This window comes from Alkalimarinus alittae, from assembly GCF_026016465.1.
Lineage (GTDB): Bacteria > Pseudomonadota > Gammaproteobacteria > Pseudomonadales > Oleiphilaceae > Alkalimarinus > Alkalimarinus alittae.
On the sequence record NZ_CP100390.1, the window covers coordinates 1,007,200 to 1,025,000 of the forward strand.

The window sequence follows — 17,801 nt, forward strand, 5'->3', positions numbered from 1 at the left end:
TTATTTAGTGGCAACAAACGTCGCTCTTAGTGGTGCAGGGTAGCCCTCAATAGTTTTAGAGGTGTCTTCTGGGTCCAGAAAACTGTCGAGAGATTGATATGTCATCCACTCCGTTCCTCTCTGCTCTTCTGTAGTTGTTTTATTCAAATCGACCAATTTAATGTCATTAAAGCCAGCTCGTTTAAGCCATAATGTCAGCATCTCGCAACTTGGAATAAACCAGACATTCCTCATCATGGCGTAACGCTCGTCAGGCATCAAACACTGATCGTCATCCCCTTCGATCACTAATGTCTCAAGTACTAATTCGCCCCCTTTTCTGAGCGTGCTTTTAAGCTCAATAAGGTGGTCAATAGGTGAGCGGCGATGATATAAAATCCCCATTGAGAAGGTCGTATCAAAGGCTTCAAGGTTGGCTGGCACTTCTTCCATTTTTACCGGCAGTAAGTGAATAGGGCTTTGAGGGCCGCAATACTTCTTAATGGCTTCAAACTGAGTTAGAAAAAGGTAATTGGGATCAATGCCAATGACGCGTTCAGCACCTTCGCCTAGCATTCGCCAGCAGTGATAACCTGAGCCACAACCTACATCTAACACTACTCTGTTTTTAAGGGAGGATATATGGGGTACCACTCGATCCCATTTCCAATCTGAATGCCATTCTGTATTAATGTAAGTGTCGAATAACTCAAAAGGCCCTTTTCGCCAAGGGCTAAGGGCCATCAAAGCGGATTTTAATTGCGCTTGGTCTGCAACGGATAATTTGTCGGCGGTACTTGCGGTAATAGCGGGAGTATTTAGAGCCACTTGGTCGGCTTTTATCGCTGGTAATTGGCCTAGGGCCTCTTGCCATCGTGCAAGGTCACCATGAGGGTTGTCTAAAAGCCGCTGTTCCAGCTGTGGGATTAAATTATCCAGCCAGCGATTCAGTCGGCCCTCTTTCATGTATTGAAATAGATCTTGGTATATCTTAAAAAAATCCACAGTCACCAGCCGAATAAGTCAGTTATTTAATCGCTAAAAAAGAGACAAAGTTAAAGCATTGATACCATACAGTAACACTTGAAAACCCTGAATCTAATAGGCGTTGCTTATGTTCCTCTATTGTCTCAGGAATGAGCACCTGCTCCAGTGCCGAACGCTTTTGGCTGATTTCAAGGTCACTATAGCCGTTTGCTCGTTTAAAATCGTAGTGCAATGCTTCAAGTGTTTGCTGTTCTTCGGTAGGTTCAAAATAAACCTTCTCTGATAGAATAAGAGCACCGCCCGAATGTAAGCCGTTAGCTATATTTTTCAACATCGCTGGGCGGTCTCCTTGCCGTATGAACTGAAGCGTAAAATTTAACGTCACGACAGAGGCATTTTCTATCGCGACTTCACGCATATCACAACAGCGAAGCTCGACAGGCGCTACGCCATTATCTAACTCAATGTAATGTTCACACCGCTTAATCATGGCTTCAGAGTTATCGATGGCTATCAATGTGCATTGTGCCTTTTTCAGTCCGTGACGCATGGCGAGCGTAGACGCGCCAAGTGAGCAACCTAGGTCATAGCATTGGGTGTTGGGCTTTGCGTAACGCTCCGTGATGAGCCCTATCATCGGAATGATCGTAGTATATCCAGGCACCGATCTTTGGATCATATCTGGGAATACTCTGGCCACGGCATCGTCGAAGGCGAAATCAGCCACTCGATCCAGTGGAGAGGCATAAATGTTATCGGGTTTTTGATCAACCATGTTAATACCAGGTATAGAGTGTTATTTAATGAATTTTTTGATCTAAAACTAGATTGAGTATTTTAGCCTATTGTTGGCTTTTCCCCAATTGTAGAAGGTATTTTGAATAATTTTATCTGAGAGACCACCATGCCAAGTAGCATTAAAGTGCATCCAATTTGAGCTTTGAGTGAGAGAACTTCATTCAATAGCAACCAACCCCCAATAGCTGCAAAGAGCGCCTCGAGACTGAGAATAATAGCTGCATGAGCGGGGTGTGCGTTTTGTTGGGCAATTACTTGAAGTGTATAGGCGATGCCAACGGATAATATGCCTGTGAATAATATAGCTTCGCCGGCTAATAAAATATTAGGTACTTCGATTGTTTCTGTGAAAAGGGCCGTAATAAAGCTTAATAGTGCACAAACTGCAAACTGCACAACCGAAAGTGAAATTGCAGAAACGTGAGGAGAGTACTTAGCTATAACCAGTACATGGCCAGCCCAAAATAGTGCGCCTATCAATATTAATGTATCGCCATACTCGATGGTCAAGTCATCGGTGACACTAAGAAGGTAGAGCCCAATGAGTGCTAGAGTTGAGCCAATCCAGGTTTCTTTTCGCGTATATTGCCCCATAAAAAGAGCGAATATCGGAACGATGACGATGTATAACCCTGTAATAAAACCTGCTTTACCTGCCGTAGTATATTGAATGCCAACTTGCTGAAATGTAGAGCCAGTGAATAGAAAAACGCCTGCTACTAGCCCGTAATAAAAAACCTTAGATGAGGACTTTTCTTTAGCGCGCGACGAAAACCACCACCAAACAGGGATGAGTGAAAGGGTCCCTAGTGCAAAGCGTGCAGCATTAAATGTAAAGGGGCCAACATGGTCCATTCCAGTGCGCTGAAAAACAAACGCAAACCCCCAAATAGCAGCGGTAATAAGCAGGAGAATATTAGATTGAAGATTAGTTTTATTCATACTTAATGTGCAACTTGGCAACGAACTCCACGATTTTTATAATCGACGATAAGTCCCTGCATATTGCTATCATCATCGGCCGTAATAAAGAGGTACTCGTTAATGCATTGCGCGGTTTGATTAGATGGCTTTCGTGAAATTTTGTGTTCTTCCCCTTTTTTAATCAGAATGGCTTGATAGCTGCTAACAGGGAACTCATCTTTTGCTTCGTTGTGCTTAATTTTACCGGTCAATTCTAAGGCGGCGATCGTTAAGAAAACGGCGCCGAGAACCGAAATAATGAGGATGTTTTTGCTAACATTATCATTATTAGCCGTAACATTATTTTCTGACATGAAAAGCTCCAAACGTGTTAGAAATTGTAGGGTAGAACGCTTAATACAGTATTAGCGGGTCTTCATCTAATGCCGCAAGTTGCTCCCTGAGCTCTAATATATGCTCGGCCCAATACCGCTCTGTATTAAACCACGGGAAGTGATGAGGGAAAGCTGGGTCGCTCCAGCGTTTAGCTAGCCAAGCACTATAATTCATAATTCTAAGTGTTCTCAGCGCTTCGACTAAGGCTAATTGGGAAGGTTCAAAGTCGAAAAATTCATTATAGCCTTCTGCAATTTCTGAAAGTTGCAGAGTTCTTTGCTGGCGATCACCTGAAAGTAATAGCCACACATCTTGAATAGCGGGACCATTACGGCAGTCATCAAAATCAACAAAGTGCGGCAAATCATTTCGCCAAAGCATGTTTCCGCCATGACAATCGCCATGAATACGAAATGTTTTCAAGTCTGGTAATCGATTCCAAATAGTACTGACTTTTGAGACCAAATCTTGTGTGAGTGTTTCATAGGCGAGCTTGAGTTCACGGGGAATAAAATCATGTGATAGAAGAAACTCTCTGCTGGCAACACCCCATTCGTCTACTGTAATGCTGGGTCGGTGCTTGAAGCGAGTTTGAGCGCCAATGGCGTGCATTCTGCCTAGGTGGCGACCAATCAGAAACAGGCTATCTAAGTTGTCGAGTTCAGGTGCATGGCCGCCTTGGCGCTTAAATAAAGCGAAATGAAACCCATTAAATTGGTGAAGTGTTTTACCTTTTTCATCTTTTGCGGGGGGCACAACGGGAAGCTCATGGTCATATAGCTCCCATGAAAACTCGTGCTCTTCTATTATTGCTTGCTCGCTCCATCGGTAAGGGCGGTAAAACTTTGCAATGATGGGGGTGTCTTCTTCAACTCCGACCTGATAAACCCTGTTCTCGTAACTGTTCAATGGAAAAATTCGAGCATCACTCAAGATGCCAAGGCTCTCAACCGCATCAATAACCGTTTCAGGTTTTAGATCATTATAGGGATGCGATTGATCTAAAGAATTTACCATTGATAGCCTCTAGTGAACGTTCTGAGTAAGTAGGTGATAATACCATACTGTTTTTAATTTGCTGTGTGATTATTATTTGAATAATCTATGTAAAACAGCTGAGTGTAGAATATTTTTTATTGTGCGTTAGCGTTTTTGCCAAGCTAATACATTTATTAAAGAATGTTTGTAGTATAGTCAGGCAGAGCCGTCTATTGGTTAGAGAAATTATAAAATTTTAATAAATACACAGGGAGTTATACATGAAGCAATTAGTTTGTGTTTTTTTATGCGTTGTCCTTACTGCATGCGCCTCTTCATCACGCCGTAATATTCAAATGAATTATGATGAAAGTGCACCGTTTGACAGCTATAAAACGTTTACAATTGAGGCTATTCAGCAAAGTCATCAGGCTTCAGGATTAAATAGCATGATTGAAAACGGAATTATTGGTGCGTTGGCTGATAAGGGTCTTAGCCATACGTTGAATGAAAAGGGTGATTTACTGATTCGCTATGCAACGCGTATTGAACACAGCCAAGAGATGAGACAGGAACAAATTAGTACAGGAAATGGCGTTTATATTAAAAGCCAAATCGAGCCAGTTAATGAAGGTTCTTTATTAATTAATATCATTGACACTAACACTGACAGAATAATTTGGAAGGCTTCTTCTATTAGTGATATTACCGGTGTTACCATTGATAATGTTACTCAGGCTAGAGTAGATGATGCAATGGATGAGGTTTTTGAAGGATACCCTTCATCGATGTTTTGATGTGTATTGATCGCTAGAAAGGTGAGTGTCAGTTTTAACTGACACTTTATCATTTAAGGTTTTATACCTTGTACTCGAAACCAGTTTTCATCTATTTCCCATCGTACCTGCTTAAACTCCGAATGAGATAATACGATGCCTTTAGCTTTAGCCTGGAGTCTCGCCATCTCTTTTTGAGCGTGCTGCATATTTTTACTACTGTCTGCTTCGTCTTGAAGCTCCGGAAAAAGCAGTTTAAGTGCGGTCGAGGCCGGAATATCGGCTGAGCGGAGTGTACCCATTACGGCGGTATCGGCGTCTTTTTTTAGTATGCGGAAGGGGTATGGGTACTCGCCTAATTCTTTATCTTCTAGCACGATATTGTTTATAAAAATTATCGACATGTTGCTATATACGATCCAAGCAACAAAAAAAGACGCAATTAGCATCACAATGGTGAATTGCTTTTTATCCGACATTAACGCTCCGATGTTTGCCTGAGTTCATGCTACTTCATTTTGAAGGTAGAGTATGGCGGGTATTTTATCTTCCATCAACTTAAGTTGTCCACTTTGAACAGATCATTATAGCAGGTGGTACTCTATATTGAGGTTAGCTCATTTATATAACCGAAGGGTTGATTAACGACCACTCAATCCGCATAACTATCATTAACAGATGATTACATCGGTACAGTTTTTAGATCGTCTTTAAATGATTGTTTAAGTTGGATTCTATCGCATGGCGCTTGATATTGCTCTCGTTACGACAAAGCTTAAGATTGCAGCAAAAATAATGTGTGTATGGAGAGCTAAGCCAGAAAACATTTGCTGTAGTCTTGATGACATGGCGACTGAGTTAAATATGAGCAGGCGTACGTTGCAACGTAAACTTAAAGAAGAAAATACCTGTTACCTAACGCTGCAAGATAATGCTAGGCTTGATTTAACTCGATGCTTTTTAGCTGCCGGTAAAAGCGTTGAAGAAATTAGTGACTCTTTAGGGTTTGCAGATCGACGTTGTTTTACTCGCGCGTTTAAACGGTGGACAGGCGCTCCCCCCAGAGTTTATAAAAAACAACAATGATAATATGCGAATTAAAAGGTTTTAGATGCTAGAACATTATCATGCTGATTGCGTCATTATTGGTGGCGGCGTGGTGGGTATTGCTGTTGCGCGTCAATTGGCTTTGTTGGGTCGTGAAGTATGGCTGCTTGAGGCGACGAGCGAGCTAGGCAGTGAAACGTCTTCCCGCAATAGTGAGGTTATCCATGCCGGCATTTATTATCCAAAGGGGAGCTTGAAAGCAACACTTTGTGTCGAAGGACGTCGAAAGCTATATAACTACTGTGAATTGCATAACGTACCATTTAAGCAGTGTGGCAAGCTTATTGTTGCAACTAATGATGAGCAGGCTACAGAGCTCGATAAAATTTTAGCCAAAGGGCGAGGGAATGATGTTGAAGGGCTTGAAATTCTTTCTGGCGCTCAACTGAAAATTCTGGAGCCCGAACTGAGCGCGCTGTCAGCTATTCGTTCTCCCTCTACGGGCATTATCGATAGTCATCAATTAATGCTGCAGCTTAAGCATGATGCTGAGCAATCAGGCGCTCAGTTTGTTTTTAATAGCCCTGTTGTCTCCGGTGAGATTACAGGTGCTGGCATTGAGCTTTTAATTAATCATCAAGCACCGTTTAAATTGACGGCTAAGTCTGTTGTTAATAGCGCAGGGCTCGATGCGGTTAACGTACTATCAAAAATTAAGAATTTTCCGAGTCAATGTATACCCGCATTTTATATGGCGAAAGGAAATTACTTTTCATTACCGAGTAAGGCACCTTTTAATCATCTTATTTACCCTGTACCAGAACCTGGTGGTTTAGGTATTCACTTAACATTGGACCTAGCAGGTCAAGCGCGGTTTGGACCCGATGTTGAGTGGGTGACGGAAAAAAGCTACCCCGTTGATGTGTTGCGAAAGGCGCATTTCGAAGCCGCTATTCAGCAATATTGGCCTACTGTTCCAAAGGCGCAGCTACAGCCTGCTTATGCGGGCATCAGGCCAAAACTAAGTGGTCCTGACGGTGGTTTTGAAGATTTTATGATACAGGATGCTTCGATGCATGGGGTGTCCGGATTGGTTAATCTCTTAGGTATAGAGTCGCCTGGTTTAACGTCTTCGTTGTCTATTGCTGAGTATGTCGCAACCCGCATTTAAGGCTTAGCTGTAAGCTAAAAATATTGTTATCGCTAATATATAGACGATTTAGAAACAATATGTTGTATTTTTACAAGCCTTTGTCATAAACCCAGACTAGAATACTTAGTATTGAATGCAAAACTGTCTTGCCTACTTAGGCGTTTGAGTTTTGTGGTTATTTACATTAGTGAGGCAGGCATGACAAACCAAAAAACCGTAACCCGTGAAATGTTTGATGATGTAATGGTTCCCAATTACTCACCGGGTCAAATAATTCCGGTTCGTGGTGAAGGTTCAACGTTATGGGATCAAAACGGAACTGAATATATAGATTTTGCGGGGGGCATTGCCGTGAATGTTCTGGGGCACGCTCATCCAGCATTAGTGAGCGCTCTAAAAAGTCAGGGTGAAAAACTTTGGCATTTGAGTAACGTTTTGACTAATGAGCCGGCTATTCGTCTTGCGCAGCGCCTTACAGAGTTAACGTTCGCCGATAAAGTGTTTTTTGCAAACTCAGGCGCAGAGGCCAATGAAGCTGCGTTAAAACTGGCTAGACGTTATGCGTGGGAAAAGTTCCCCGCAGACAAAAACAATGGTATTGAGAAGAACGAAATTATAGCGTTTAACAATAGCTTTCATGGCAGAACATTGTTTACTGTATCTGTAGGGGGGCAAGCTAAATACCGCGAAGGGTTTGAACCTGTCCCTGGGGGTATAAGTCACGTTGACTTTAATGATCTTGAGGCGTTGGCTGCAAAAATTTCGGATAAAACCTGCGCCGTTATTATGGAGCCAATTGAAGGTGAGGGGGGGGTTGTTCCTGCGACACAAGCCTTTATCGAAGGTGTAAGGGCGCTGTGCGATAAGCATAATGCGCTATTAATTTTTGATGAGGTGCAAACTGGCGTTGGTCGAACAGGCGCACTTTACGCGTATATGAATTTTGGTGTAACCCCTGACATCCTCACTAGCGCAAAGGCGTTAGGAGGTGGCTTTCCTATAGGTGCAATGCTGACAACTACTGAAATTGCAAAAAGTTTGGTGATTGGAACGCACGGCAGTACTTATGGCGGTAACCCTTTGGCCTGTGCCGTGAGTGAAGCAGTGCTAAATACTGTTGCAGACCCTGTCGTCATGAATGGCGTAAAAGAAAAGAATACGCTATTTATTGAAGGTCTGGATGCCATCAATAATAAGTATCAGATATTTGATGAAGTGCGTAGTTCAGGTCTTTTGATTGGCGCAGCGCTCAACGAAAAGTGGCAAGGTAAAGCAAAAGACTTTTTGAATGCTGCGCAACTTGAGCATGTGATGGTGCTAGTTGCAGGGCCTAGTGTTATTCGTTTTACACCTTCTCTCGTGATTGAAAATGATGAAATAAAAGAAGGCCTCGCTCGATTTGAAAGAGCGGTCGAGAAGGTTGTTGGGTAGGTGTTGTTGAACTCATAGTTAAATCATACCTGCAACGAATATGAATTTGGGGGTTATATGTTGACCGTTAGACCCAGTACTTTTTCGGATTTGGTGAGTATAGAAAAACTAGCGAATCATAATAGCGCTAAAATATCGACGTTGCCGCAGCAGCGCGACAAGCTCAGTGCAAAAATCGATGCATCTACCCGCTCATTTGCGGGTGATGAATCGATGGGAGGCATAGAACAATTTTTATTTATCCTTGAAAACACTGAGACGGGAGAAGTGCTGGGTACAGCCGGTATAGACCGAAGTGCTGGTAACGGACAGCCGTTTTATAACTACCGGCGAGATGAGCTGATTCACTCTTCTCGCCAGCTCCAGGTTAATAATCATATACCTATTCTTTATATGACCCATGAATTGACGGGTAAGACACTGTTTTGCTCGTTGACGATTGCTCCAGAGTATCGGGGGACAGAATTTTTTGGGTTGCTATCTCGAGCTAGACTGCTTTTTATCGGTTTATTCAAAGAACGTTTTGATGAAGATATTATTATTGAAATTCAAGGCGTTTCTGATGAAACGGGTGATTGCCCATTTTGGGATAGCTTAGGGCGTCATTTTTTCGATATGGATTTCGCCACCGCCGATCATTATTCTGGCGTTAAAAGTAAGACGTTTATTGCAGAGCTTATGCCTTCACATCCGATTTATGTCCCCCTTCTTTCAGATGCTGCTCAAGCAGCGATTGGAAAGCCTCACCCATTGGCGGAGCAGAATTGTCAGTTGCTCCACAGAGAAGGGTTTAGAGTGGGTAATCATATTGATATTTTTGATGGAGGCCCAACGCTTGGAGCACATGTAAATGATCTAAATACAGTAAAAAGTATGCACACAAAAACCGTAAAGGTCACTGAATCTAATGGCGGAGGTGTTAAATATCTTATCTGTAACGGTGACTTTTCTGACTTTAAGTGTGTTGTCGGGCATCTAACAGATGGAATAGGTGATGTTATCCGTATTAATCATACGCTTGCTAAGGTGCTCGATGTGTCTGAGAAAGAGCGTGTGACCTTTGCGCCGCTATAATATTGTTGGCTCAACAATTATTAATAGCTCGTTGGGTTTAAGCTAAACGAATTAGTGGAGGTGAGCGTAATGATGGTCATTCGTCCAATCAATAAAAGTGATTTTGCTGACCTTTGTCACTTGGCAAAAAATACGGGTTTTGGGGTGACTTCTTTGCCAGATAATCCCAATTTATTACAAACTAAAATTGATAAAGCTGAAAAAGCATTTGCCAAAAAAGTTGATGCTCCCCATGCTAAGTACCTGTTTGTCTTAGAGGATACCGATACAAGCAAAGTCGTAGGGGTTTGCGGAATAGAGGCTCAGGTAGGGCTTGAAGATGTTTGGTACAACTACCGTATTAGCACCACTGTCAATGCATCAATAGAGCTAGGTGTTCACAATCAAACGCCGACACTTTATTTGACCAATGACTTGACCGGTTGTACTGAGGTGTGTTCGCTCTTTCTTCAGTCTAACTATCGAAAGAATAGTAACGGCTTGCTGTTATCTAAAAGTCGATTTTTATTTTTGGCAGACTTCCCCGAAATGTTTAGTGAAAAGGTTTTTGCCGAGATGCGAGGCTATTCTGACGAACAGGGGCAATCTCCGTTTTGGGAATCGCTTGGTAAAAAGTTTTTTACCATGGAATTCTCGCGCGCCGACTACCTTACGGGGGTTGAGGGGAAATCATTTATTGCTGAGTTAATGCCTAAATACCCCATATATCTCCCTTTTTTAAGTGAAGAGGCTCAAAAAGTAGTCGGGCATGTTCATGCCGATACCGAGCCCGCTAGAGCGATGCTTGAAACTGAAGGGTTTAATTTTAATGGGTTCATCGATATTTTTGACGGAGGCCCAGCGATAGAGGCGTTTGTAAATAATATTCGAGTAGTAAGAGAAAGTTTTAAGCGGCATGCTCAAGTTGTGAAAAACCCCAAAGTGGTTACTGGAGGTGACTCATCGCTCTACCTTGTTTCTAATCGGTTATTTTCAGACTTCCGTGTTGCATTAGTGCCAGGCGCTAGTATTCGGCAGGATACTATCGACATCCCTGTCGAGCTTGCAGAGCAGTTGAAGGTTTGTTCCGGTGATGTGTTACGCGCCGTTAGTCTAAGAGAAATGAAGAGGTAATTATTTTGACTAATAATACGAACAGTAGTCTTGGTTTACCGTTAGGGCGTCTTTATATCAACGGCTTATGGAAGGAAGGGCTGGGGGCAGTGCTAGACTCGTTGTGCCCCGTGACACAGCAAAGCGTTTGGCAGGGAAATTCAGCTAATGCTGACGATGTGAATAATGCTATTTCCGCTGCCCGACACGCGTTTTCAAGTTGGAAAAAAAAGTCGATAGAGGACCGAAAAAATATCGTTAGACGATTTGCCCAACTATTAGGAGAAAACAAAGAGCACTTTGCGCAGTGCATAGGTAAAGAAACAGGCAAGCCGTTGTGGGAGTCTCGAACTGAAGTTGCCGCAATGATTGGTAAAATTGAAATATCTATTAACGCCTACGAAGAAAGAACGGGCACCCAAGAAGCCAATGTTGCTGCAGGTCATACGGTGTTAAGGCATCGTCCTCATGGCGTAGTGGCTGTGTTTGGGCCTTATAACTTCCCAGGACATTTACCAAATGGTCATATTGTTCCTGCGTTAATTTCGGGTAATACCGTTATATTTAAGCCGAGTGAGCTGACCCCTATGGTGGCAGAAGAAACCATAAAGTTGTGGCATTTAGCGGGGATCCCCGAAGGTGTTTTAAATTTGGTGCAGGGCGATAAAGAAACCGGTATTGCACTTGCCTCCCATGATCAAATAGATGGTTTATTTTTCACTGGTAGTTCTGGTACCGGCCATATTCTGCATAAGCAGTTTGCTGGGCGTCCTGACAAAATACTGGCGCTCGAAATGGGAGGGAACAACCCGTTAATTGTAGATCGACCCAGTGACTTAGACGCCGCAGTTCATCATACTGTTATGTCTGCGTTTGTTTCTGCTGGGCAGCGGTGCACGTGTGCTAGGCGGTTGCTAGTGCCTGTGGGTATTGAAGGCGACGCATTTATTGAGCGCTTGGCAGATGTGTCGAGTCGATTAAAGGTTGATGTGTTTGACGCAGAAGATCAACCATTTATGGGTGCGTTGATTTCTATTGATGCCGCAGAAGAGTTGTTAGAGGCTCAAAAATCACTGCTTGATTCTGGCGCTACGGCAATTTTAAGTATGCAGCAGATAAGGCCTGATGCTGCAATGCTGACGCCAGGGATAGTGGACGTGACCTCGGTTGTCAACCTCCCAGATGAAGAGCATTTTGGCCCGTTATTAAAAGTGATTCGGTATGAAACTTTTGAACAAGCGATTGAAATTGCTAATCAAACAAGCTTTGGGCTTTCTGCTGGCTTGATTAGTGATGAGCGAGCGCTGTACGAACAGTTTCTTGGTGATATTAGAGCTGGTATCGTGAATTGGAATAAGCCGATAACTGGCGCGAGCAGTGCTGCACCATTTGGTGGCATTGGGGCGAGTGGAAACCACCGCCCTAGCGCTTATTATGCGGCAGACTACTGTGCCTATCCAATGGCTTCGGTAGAAGATGATCACGCTACATTGCCGGCGCAATTATCCCCAGGATTAGATATGACCTAGGGGGAAGCGGTTTTGTTTGAATCACTAAGGTGCATTGAATTAAAGAAGGTAGCAACTAGATGGCAGCACGTGAACTTAACTTCGATGGTTTAGTTGGACCGACCCACAATTATAGTGGGTTGTCTTACGGTAATGTCGCATCTGAAGAGAATGTGATGGCCATTTCAAACCCTAAAGAAGCAGCCAAGCAAGGCCTAAAAAAAATGAAGGCTTTGCAGGAGATGGGGTTCAAGCAAGGAGTGTTAGCGCCTCATCATAGACCCAATATAGATGTTTTGAGAAGGCTGGGCTTTACGGGTAGTGATGAAAAGGTATTGTCTGATGTGAATCGAGCGTCGCCAGTATTGCTTGCTGCGGTTTCTTCGGCTTCCTGTATGTGGACTGCTAATGCAGTCACAGTTTCACCTAGCGCAGATACGTTAGATCAGCGAGTACATTTTACCGCGGCAAATTTAAATGCAAAATTTCACCGCTCAATAGAGCACGAACTAACATCTAACATTATGAAGGCATCATTTTCGGATGCACGTTATTTTGCTCATCACGATGCTTTGCCATCAGTCTCTCAGTTTGGTGATGAGGGCGCAGCCAACCATACTCGATTCTGTGCGGACTATGGTTCAGAAGGCGTAGAGTTTTTTGTTTATGGGCGTCGAGCTTTTGAGGAGGCCGCTCCTAAGCCGAACAAATATCCTGCTCGGCAGACATTAGAAGCATCCGAAGCTATCGCAAGACTCCATCATTTACCTGGTGAACGAGTCGTTTATGCGCAGCAAAAACCTTCTACTATTGATGCAGGCGTGTTTCATAATGATGTTATTTCTGTTGGGAATGGTAATGTCTTGTTTTATCACGAAGAGGCCTTTTCAGAGACCGAACGTGTCCTCTCTGAGCTAGACCGAAAGCTGAAAGGTGCTACGTTAAACCCAATTAAGGTTAGTAGTGGGGATGTGACGGTTGATGAAGCGGTGCGCTCTTATCTTTTTAATAGCCAGCTATTAACAAAGTCCGATGGTTCTATGATGCTTGTTGTACCCTCAGAATGTAAGGAGGTCGAATCTGTTACCGCCTACCTTGATCAATTGGTTGCATCGGGAGGACCTATTGATCAGATCGAAATGTTTGACCTTAAACAAAGCATGCGAAACGGAGGGGGACCAGCCTGTTTAAGGTTAAGAGTGGTGCTGACAGAAAATGAACAGGCAGCCGTTAATCCAAATATTATGATGTCAGATCATTTGTTCATTACTCTAAATCAGTGGGTTGATAAGCATTATAGAGATAGATTAACGACCGATGATTTAGCGGATAGTACACTTCTTAGAGAGTCAGAAACCGCACTGGATGAGTTGACTCAAATATTAAAACTGGGTTCAGTATATCCATTTCAAAAGTGAACTGGGTAGGCTAATGGAGTGAGGGAGGTGGGTGCTTCGTATCGCCCATATTAACTAGCCGGAGCATAATGCCAGCACGCTGACCCGCTTCAACTTGGCTGTTGGGGAAGACGATATATTCGTCTTGATCTTTTACGTAATAATGCTGCTCTTTGTCTTCCCAGATCAAGCTACCTTTAGGGTATTTTTTGAAATTACTAACATCCTCAGGAATATGAAGCACAAAATCTTTACCGGTATTGATGATTTCATGGCTAGATATAAAGCATTGAATTCTGTGCTCTGACTTTCTGGGGGTAGGCCAACGACCTTGTAGTCGTAATCTTAAATTCTCTGTGATAGCGTGGTATTTGAAATCAAGGTTGTTTCCAAATGCTCTGACTTTTCCAAGCTCCACTGTAAAACTTTCTGCATTGTATTTTTCTGCCGTATGAGACGAAAAAGTATTGCCAGGTGTCGTTTGAAATATAAATGCTTCGATATCACTGAACGCTAAAAATTGAAGTTGCGATGGGTTCGTTGAACGGCCTGCTATGTAGGGGGATATAGCAAATTTTTCAAATTCAGAGTTTCGGATAGCTGTGTGAAGGTCGTAGTGATTAACAAGGCATTCGCCGCCTTCTTTAACAAATGAATCGACATAGCGTTCAATAAGGGCTGCTCTTTTTCCTTCTACTGAGTAACTATAAGCGGTGGACTCGTGTAAGCCGCAGAATAATCGGTTGAGGTTCTGCTCTACAAAGCGCTCACCTGCCACCATTGCTTGTGGGTTTCCGAAGATAAAAAGTGTAGGCACTTTGATTGGGTAAAGGCCATCAAGTATTTCGTTTATAAGCGTATTGCAGAACTCAATAGGCGCTGTTTCGTTACCATGTATGCCCGCTGATAAGATCAGCTTAGTTGGTTTAATTGCATTCTCGTTATGTGCAGGAACGAATTCCAAACAGCCTAGTGCGTGCAGTATGACCGTTGAGCCATCGACTAAATTAACAGAACATGGGTCTATCGACTTCGTAGCATTCTCAAGAGAGTGACTAAGAAAGTCATACGAAGTCCCAAAGAGTGTTCTTCTGGTGGTTGATTTTTCTTCGGTCATGATAACGGCTTTAAGTGCGCTAATAGTTTATTTTCTAAGTGCCTGAAACTAAATATCAGTGCGAAAGTAATACATAAGTAGATGGCGGCGACAAATAAAAATGCATCAAAGGGCGCGTAATATCGAGAATATATATCTCTGGCAGCCCCTGTAAGATCTACGATGGTCACTACACTGGCGATGGCGCTTGCGTGTAGCATAAAAATCACTTCGTTAGCGTATGCGGGTAATGCTCGACGAAATGCACTGGGCAGTATGATTCTTCTCATTCTTTGAGCCCAGGACATACCGTACGCTTTTGCAGCCTCTATTTCACCTGATGGTGTATTGTCTATTGCACCTTTGATAATTTCAGTGGTGTAAGCGGCAGTATTTAATACAAATGCAATTAGACATGGGTAAAACGCCTCACTTAGGATGTTATCCCACAGCCAAGTATCCTTAATGCTTTCGATTTGAGAGGTGCCGTAATAAATTAAAAAAAGTTGAACGATCAGCGGTGTACCACGAAAAATATAGACATAAAGCCATATAGGCTTACTAATCCATGGGTTTGATGATGTTCTCAGTATGCCTAAAGGTAGCGCAATAACAGCCCCTATGATCAGCGACATAAAAACAAGTTGAACGGTTACAACGAAGCCCCCCCAATAATGAGAAAGAGTAGAGGGGTTAAAAATATCATTTTGGGCGAGTAGTAGATTTAGTTGTTCAAGCATATTCTACCCCTTCACCACGCCGGCGCTGTATTTCTGTTCAAGCCTTTTGAGGCCCCATTCAGATACTGCCGTCATCAAAAGAAAGCCTATTATTACAGGGAGTAGAAATCGAAACGGCTCATGTGTAGCTTTCGCTGCTTCAGAAGCAAGTCGAACCATATCAGATAGGCCTATCACTGAAACTAATGCCGTAGTTTTTAACAGGACAAGCCAGTTATTACCAATTCCGGGTAATGCATGGCGCATCATTTGGGGGAACATAATGCGACTAAACACTTGCCAAGGCGTCATCCCGTAAGCTTTTCCGGCCTCTATTTGACCCACTTCAACAGACTGAAATGCGCCCCTGAAAGTTTCTGTCATATAGGCACCAAATATAAATCCAATGGTAATGACGCCTGCAGTAAACTCATTTACATTAATCCATATATCTGTATCAAAAGTGTCATTTATCCAGTCGCAAATGTTGTTCATTAGCATTTGACCACCAAAAAAAATCAACATCATTAATACTAGGTCGGGCACACCGCGAATAAGTGTTGTATATGTCGTCGCGATGCCTTTAAAAATAGGGTTGGGAGAAAGTTTTGCTAGCGCTCCCAGCAAACCAAGAATAACGGCTAGTAGCAAAGATAGTAACGCTACCTCAACGGTCAGAACGGCTCCTTTGAGAATGGATGGACCGTACCCATGAAGATCAAGCATAGTTGTATACCGTCAAGGTGAAAGGTAAGGGGCCGGAACAAGCGTGGCCCCCTTAAGTTACCCAGATTAAACTGAGTTGAGCGTTTTCTTTAGATCTTAATGTTGTAGGTGAAGTATTTCTTCATGATGGTGTCGTATGTGCCATCCTCTTTAAGCTTCTTAAGGGCTTTGTTAAACTTGTTAGCAAGCTCTTTGTCACGCTTTCTGAACGCTACACCGATACCTTCACCAACAGGAATCGTGTCGCCGACTGTTTCATAGTCAGTATTTGTAATGATTGTTTGCTCGCCAACAGGGTAGTCTAGAAATACGACATCTAGACGACCACCAGTAAGGTCAAGCACCAGGTCATCTGCAGTGGTATAGCGCTTAACTTCAACAACGTCACCCAGCTTTTCAGTAACGTAGTTATCCTGAAGCGTGCCACGCTGAACACCTACTTTTTTACCTTTCATTGATGCTTTGTCTGATGTCACAAGGTTTGCGCCTTTCTTGGCAAACCAGCCAGAAGGTGTATTGTAATAGCCTTCAGAGAAAAGAACCTTTTTAGCACGTTCTTCTGTAATAGACATAGAGGACATGATAGCGTCATATTTACGAGAAAGCAGACCAGGAATAATTCCATCCCATGCTTGAGTGATCCACTCACATTTTGCTTTTATTTCTGCACAAACTGCATTACCTAAGTCAATTTCGAAGCCAGTCAGAGTACCGTCAGATGCTTTAAATTCAAACGGTTCATATGGTACATCAACCGCAATTCGTATTTCTTTCCAATCTTTTGCCTGCAGTGAACCTACTGTAAAAGCTAGCATGCATGAAACTGCGATTATCAGTTTTTTCATTTAATACCCCTTATTATTGATTTTTAAATGTTATTAACGTATTTACCTACTAACTAGCCTACCAAATAATAACGTCTATAGAGTTAATATTTTGGGGCAAGAAATTGCTGCATTCTTTCTGAATCTGGATTATCAAACACCTTAGATGGTGTGCCTTGTTCTTCTATTAACCCTTGATGCAAGAATAAAACTTGCGATGATACGTCTTTTGCAAAAGCCATTTCATGCGTTACTACAATCATGGTTCGCCCTTCGTCTGCTAGACTGTGCATTACTTTTAACACCTCACCAACTAACTCAGGGTCGAGGGCAGACGTAGGTTCATCAAACAACAAAACTTCTGGCTCCATGGCGAGTGCTCTTGCGATAGCTGCTCTTTGTTGTTGGCCACCAGACATTTGTGCGGGGTAATAGTTTCGGCGTTCATATATCCCTACTTTGTTAAGTAAGGCAGATGCTTTCTCAATGGCTTCCTTTTTGGGGATGCCTAAAACGTTGATAGGGGCTTCTATAATATTCTCAAGAACGGTCATGTGAGACCAAAGATTAAACCCCTGAAAAACCATTGATAAACGGGATCTCATTTTCTCAACCTGTCGTACATCGGCTGGGATCCTTAATCCTTTTTTATTGGTCTTAAAGCTTAACTGTTCGCCATCAACAAATATCTCACCTGATGTAGGAGTTTCAAGAAGGTTTATGCATCTCAAAAATGTACTCTTGCCGGAGCCCGATGATCCTATGAGTGAAATAACGTCACCTTTGCGGGTCTCAAGGGATATCCCTTTAAGTACTTCGAGTGTGCCAAAGGTTTTGTGAATATCATTCACTATGAGGGGAGCAGTTTCTCCCATAAAAATCTCCGGAAATCTAAGTTTTATTAATCTACAAAACAG

19 protein-coding genes are annotated in these 17,801 nt (G+C 42.8%); 8 read left to right on the plus strand and 11 right to left on the minus strand.

Features of this window, described 5'->3' with window-relative positions:
• From cmoB to NKI27_RS04435, 5 genes are all read right to left on the minus strand, one after another.
• The gene (cmoB, locus tag NKI27_RS04415) at window positions 1-984 is read right to left on the minus strand and encodes a tRNA 5-methoxyuridine(34)/uridine 5-oxyacetic acid(34) synthase CmoB (RefSeq protein ID WP_265048482.1); all 984 of its coding nucleotides are present in this window, start codon (window positions 982-984) and stop codon (window positions 1-3) included.
• A gap of 22 nt (window positions 985-1,006) precedes the next feature.
• A complete protein-coding gene (gene cmoA, locus NKI27_RS04420) occupies window positions 1,007-1,741 on the minus strand; it encodes a carboxy-S-adenosyl-L-methionine synthase CmoA (protein WP_265048483.1) in 735 nt (244 codons plus the stop codon).
• A 62-nt stretch (window positions 1,742-1,803) separates the two neighbouring features.
• Window positions 1,804-2,706, minus strand: a complete 903-nt coding sequence (locus tag NKI27_RS04425; RefSeq protein ID WP_265048484.1) for a DMT family transporter — start codon at window positions 2,704-2,706, stop codon at window positions 1,804-1,806.
• A 2-nt stretch (window positions 2,707-2,708) separates the two neighbouring features.
• The gene (locus tag NKI27_RS04430) at window positions 2,709-3,041 is read right to left on the minus strand and encodes a hypothetical protein (RefSeq protein WP_265048485.1); all 333 of its coding nucleotides are present in this window, start codon (window positions 3,039-3,041) and stop codon (window positions 2,709-2,711) included.
• 40 nt (window positions 3,042-3,081) lie between these two features.
• Window positions 3,082-4,080, minus strand: a complete 999-nt coding sequence (locus NKI27_RS04435) for a serine/threonine protein kinase (RefSeq protein WP_265048486.1) — start codon at window positions 4,078-4,080, stop codon at window positions 3,082-3,084.
• A gap of 242 nt (window positions 4,081-4,322) precedes the next feature.
• Between NKI27_RS04435 and NKI27_RS04440 the strand changes: the two genes are divergently transcribed.
• Window positions 4,323-4,838 (plus strand): DUF4136 domain-containing protein, encoded by a 516-nt coding sequence (locus tag NKI27_RS04440; protein WP_265048487.1) that lies wholly within the window; start codon window positions 4,323-4,325, stop codon window positions 4,836-4,838.
• 53 nt (window positions 4,839-4,891) lie between these two features.
• Here NKI27_RS04440 and NKI27_RS04445 read toward each other — a convergent pair whose 3' ends face one another.
• Entirely contained in the window at window positions 4,892-5,296 is a 405-nt protein-coding gene (locus NKI27_RS04445) for a hypothetical protein (RefSeq protein WP_265048488.1), read from the minus strand.
• A 262-nt stretch (window positions 5,297-5,558) separates the two neighbouring features.
• Here NKI27_RS04445 and NKI27_RS04450 point away from each other — a divergent pair, with 262 nt between their 5' ends.
• The 7 genes from NKI27_RS04450 (at window position 5,559) to astB (ending at window position 13,540) form a co-directional block, all read left to right on the plus strand.
• The gene (locus tag NKI27_RS04450) at window positions 5,559-5,903 is read left to right on the plus strand and encodes a helix-turn-helix domain-containing protein (protein WP_265048489.1); all 345 of its coding nucleotides are present in this window, start codon (window positions 5,559-5,561) and stop codon (window positions 5,901-5,903) included.
• Between the two features lie 25 nt (window positions 5,904-5,928).
• Complete coding sequence (locus NKI27_RS04455; protein WP_265048490.1) at window positions 5,929-7,035, plus strand: NAD(P)/FAD-dependent oxidoreductase; 1,107 nt, start codon at window positions 5,929-5,931, stop codon at window positions 7,033-7,035.
• Between the two features lie 180 nt (window positions 7,036-7,215).
• Entirely contained in the window at window positions 7,216-8,448 is a 1,233-nt protein-coding gene (locus NKI27_RS04460; RefSeq protein ID WP_265048491.1) for an aspartate aminotransferase family protein, read from the plus strand.
• 57 nt (window positions 8,449-8,505) lie between these two features.
• Window positions 8,506-9,522, plus strand: a complete 1,017-nt coding sequence (gene aruF, locus NKI27_RS04465) for an arginine/ornithine succinyltransferase subunit alpha (protein ID WP_265048492.1) — start codon at window positions 8,506-8,508, stop codon at window positions 9,520-9,522.
• A gap of 69 nt (window positions 9,523-9,591) precedes the next feature.
• Window positions 9,592-10,635, plus strand: coding sequence for an arginine N-succinyltransferase (astA, locus tag NKI27_RS04470; RefSeq protein ID WP_265048493.1), 1,044 nt, complete (start codon window positions 9,592-9,594; stop codon window positions 10,633-10,635).
• Between the two features lie 5 nt (window positions 10,636-10,640).
• Window positions 10,641-12,143, plus strand: coding sequence for a succinylglutamate-semialdehyde dehydrogenase (gene astD, locus NKI27_RS04475; protein ID WP_265048494.1), 1,503 nt, complete (start codon window positions 10,641-10,643; stop codon window positions 12,141-12,143).
• Window positions 12,144-12,202: 59 nt separating this feature from the next.
• A complete protein-coding gene (astB, locus tag NKI27_RS04480; RefSeq protein WP_265048495.1) occupies window positions 12,203-13,540 on the plus strand; it encodes an N-succinylarginine dihydrolase in 1,338 nt (445 codons plus the stop codon).
• 10 nt (window positions 13,541-13,550) lie between these two features.
• On the opposite strand, the gene NKI27_RS04485 is transcribed toward astB, so the two are convergent.
• The 5 genes from NKI27_RS04485 to NKI27_RS04505 all read right to left on the minus strand — a co-directional run bounded on the left by NKI27_RS04485 (window position 13,551) and on the right by NKI27_RS04505 (window position 17,759).
• Window positions 13,551-14,636, minus strand: coding sequence for a succinylglutamate desuccinylase (locus NKI27_RS04485; protein WP_265048496.1), 1,086 nt, complete (start codon window positions 14,634-14,636; stop codon window positions 13,551-13,553).
• Complete coding sequence (locus NKI27_RS04490; protein WP_265048497.1) at window positions 14,633-15,355, minus strand: ABC transporter permease; 723 nt, start codon at window positions 15,353-15,355, stop codon at window positions 14,633-14,635. Before NKI27_RS04490 ends, NKI27_RS04485 begins: the two co-directional genes overlap by 4 nt.
• A 3-nt stretch (window positions 15,356-15,358) precedes the next feature.
• Entirely contained in the window at window positions 15,359-16,060 is a 702-nt protein-coding gene (locus NKI27_RS04495) for an ABC transporter permease (protein ID WP_265048498.1), read from the minus strand.
• Window positions 16,061-16,149: 89 nt separating this feature from the next.
• Window positions 16,150-16,905 carry an ABC transporter substrate-binding protein gene (locus tag NKI27_RS04500; RefSeq protein WP_265048499.1) on the minus strand — a complete coding sequence of 252 codons (756 nt, stop codon included), beginning with the start codon at window positions 16,903-16,905 and terminating at the stop codon, window positions 16,150-16,152.
• Window positions 16,906-16,988: 83 nt separating this feature from the next.
• On the minus strand, window positions 16,989-17,759 hold the full coding sequence (locus NKI27_RS04505) for an ABC transporter ATP-binding protein (RefSeq protein ID WP_265048500.1): 771 nt from the start codon (window positions 17,757-17,759) through the stop codon (window positions 16,989-16,991).
• Between the last annotated feature and the right edge of the window lie 42 nt (window positions 17,760-17,801).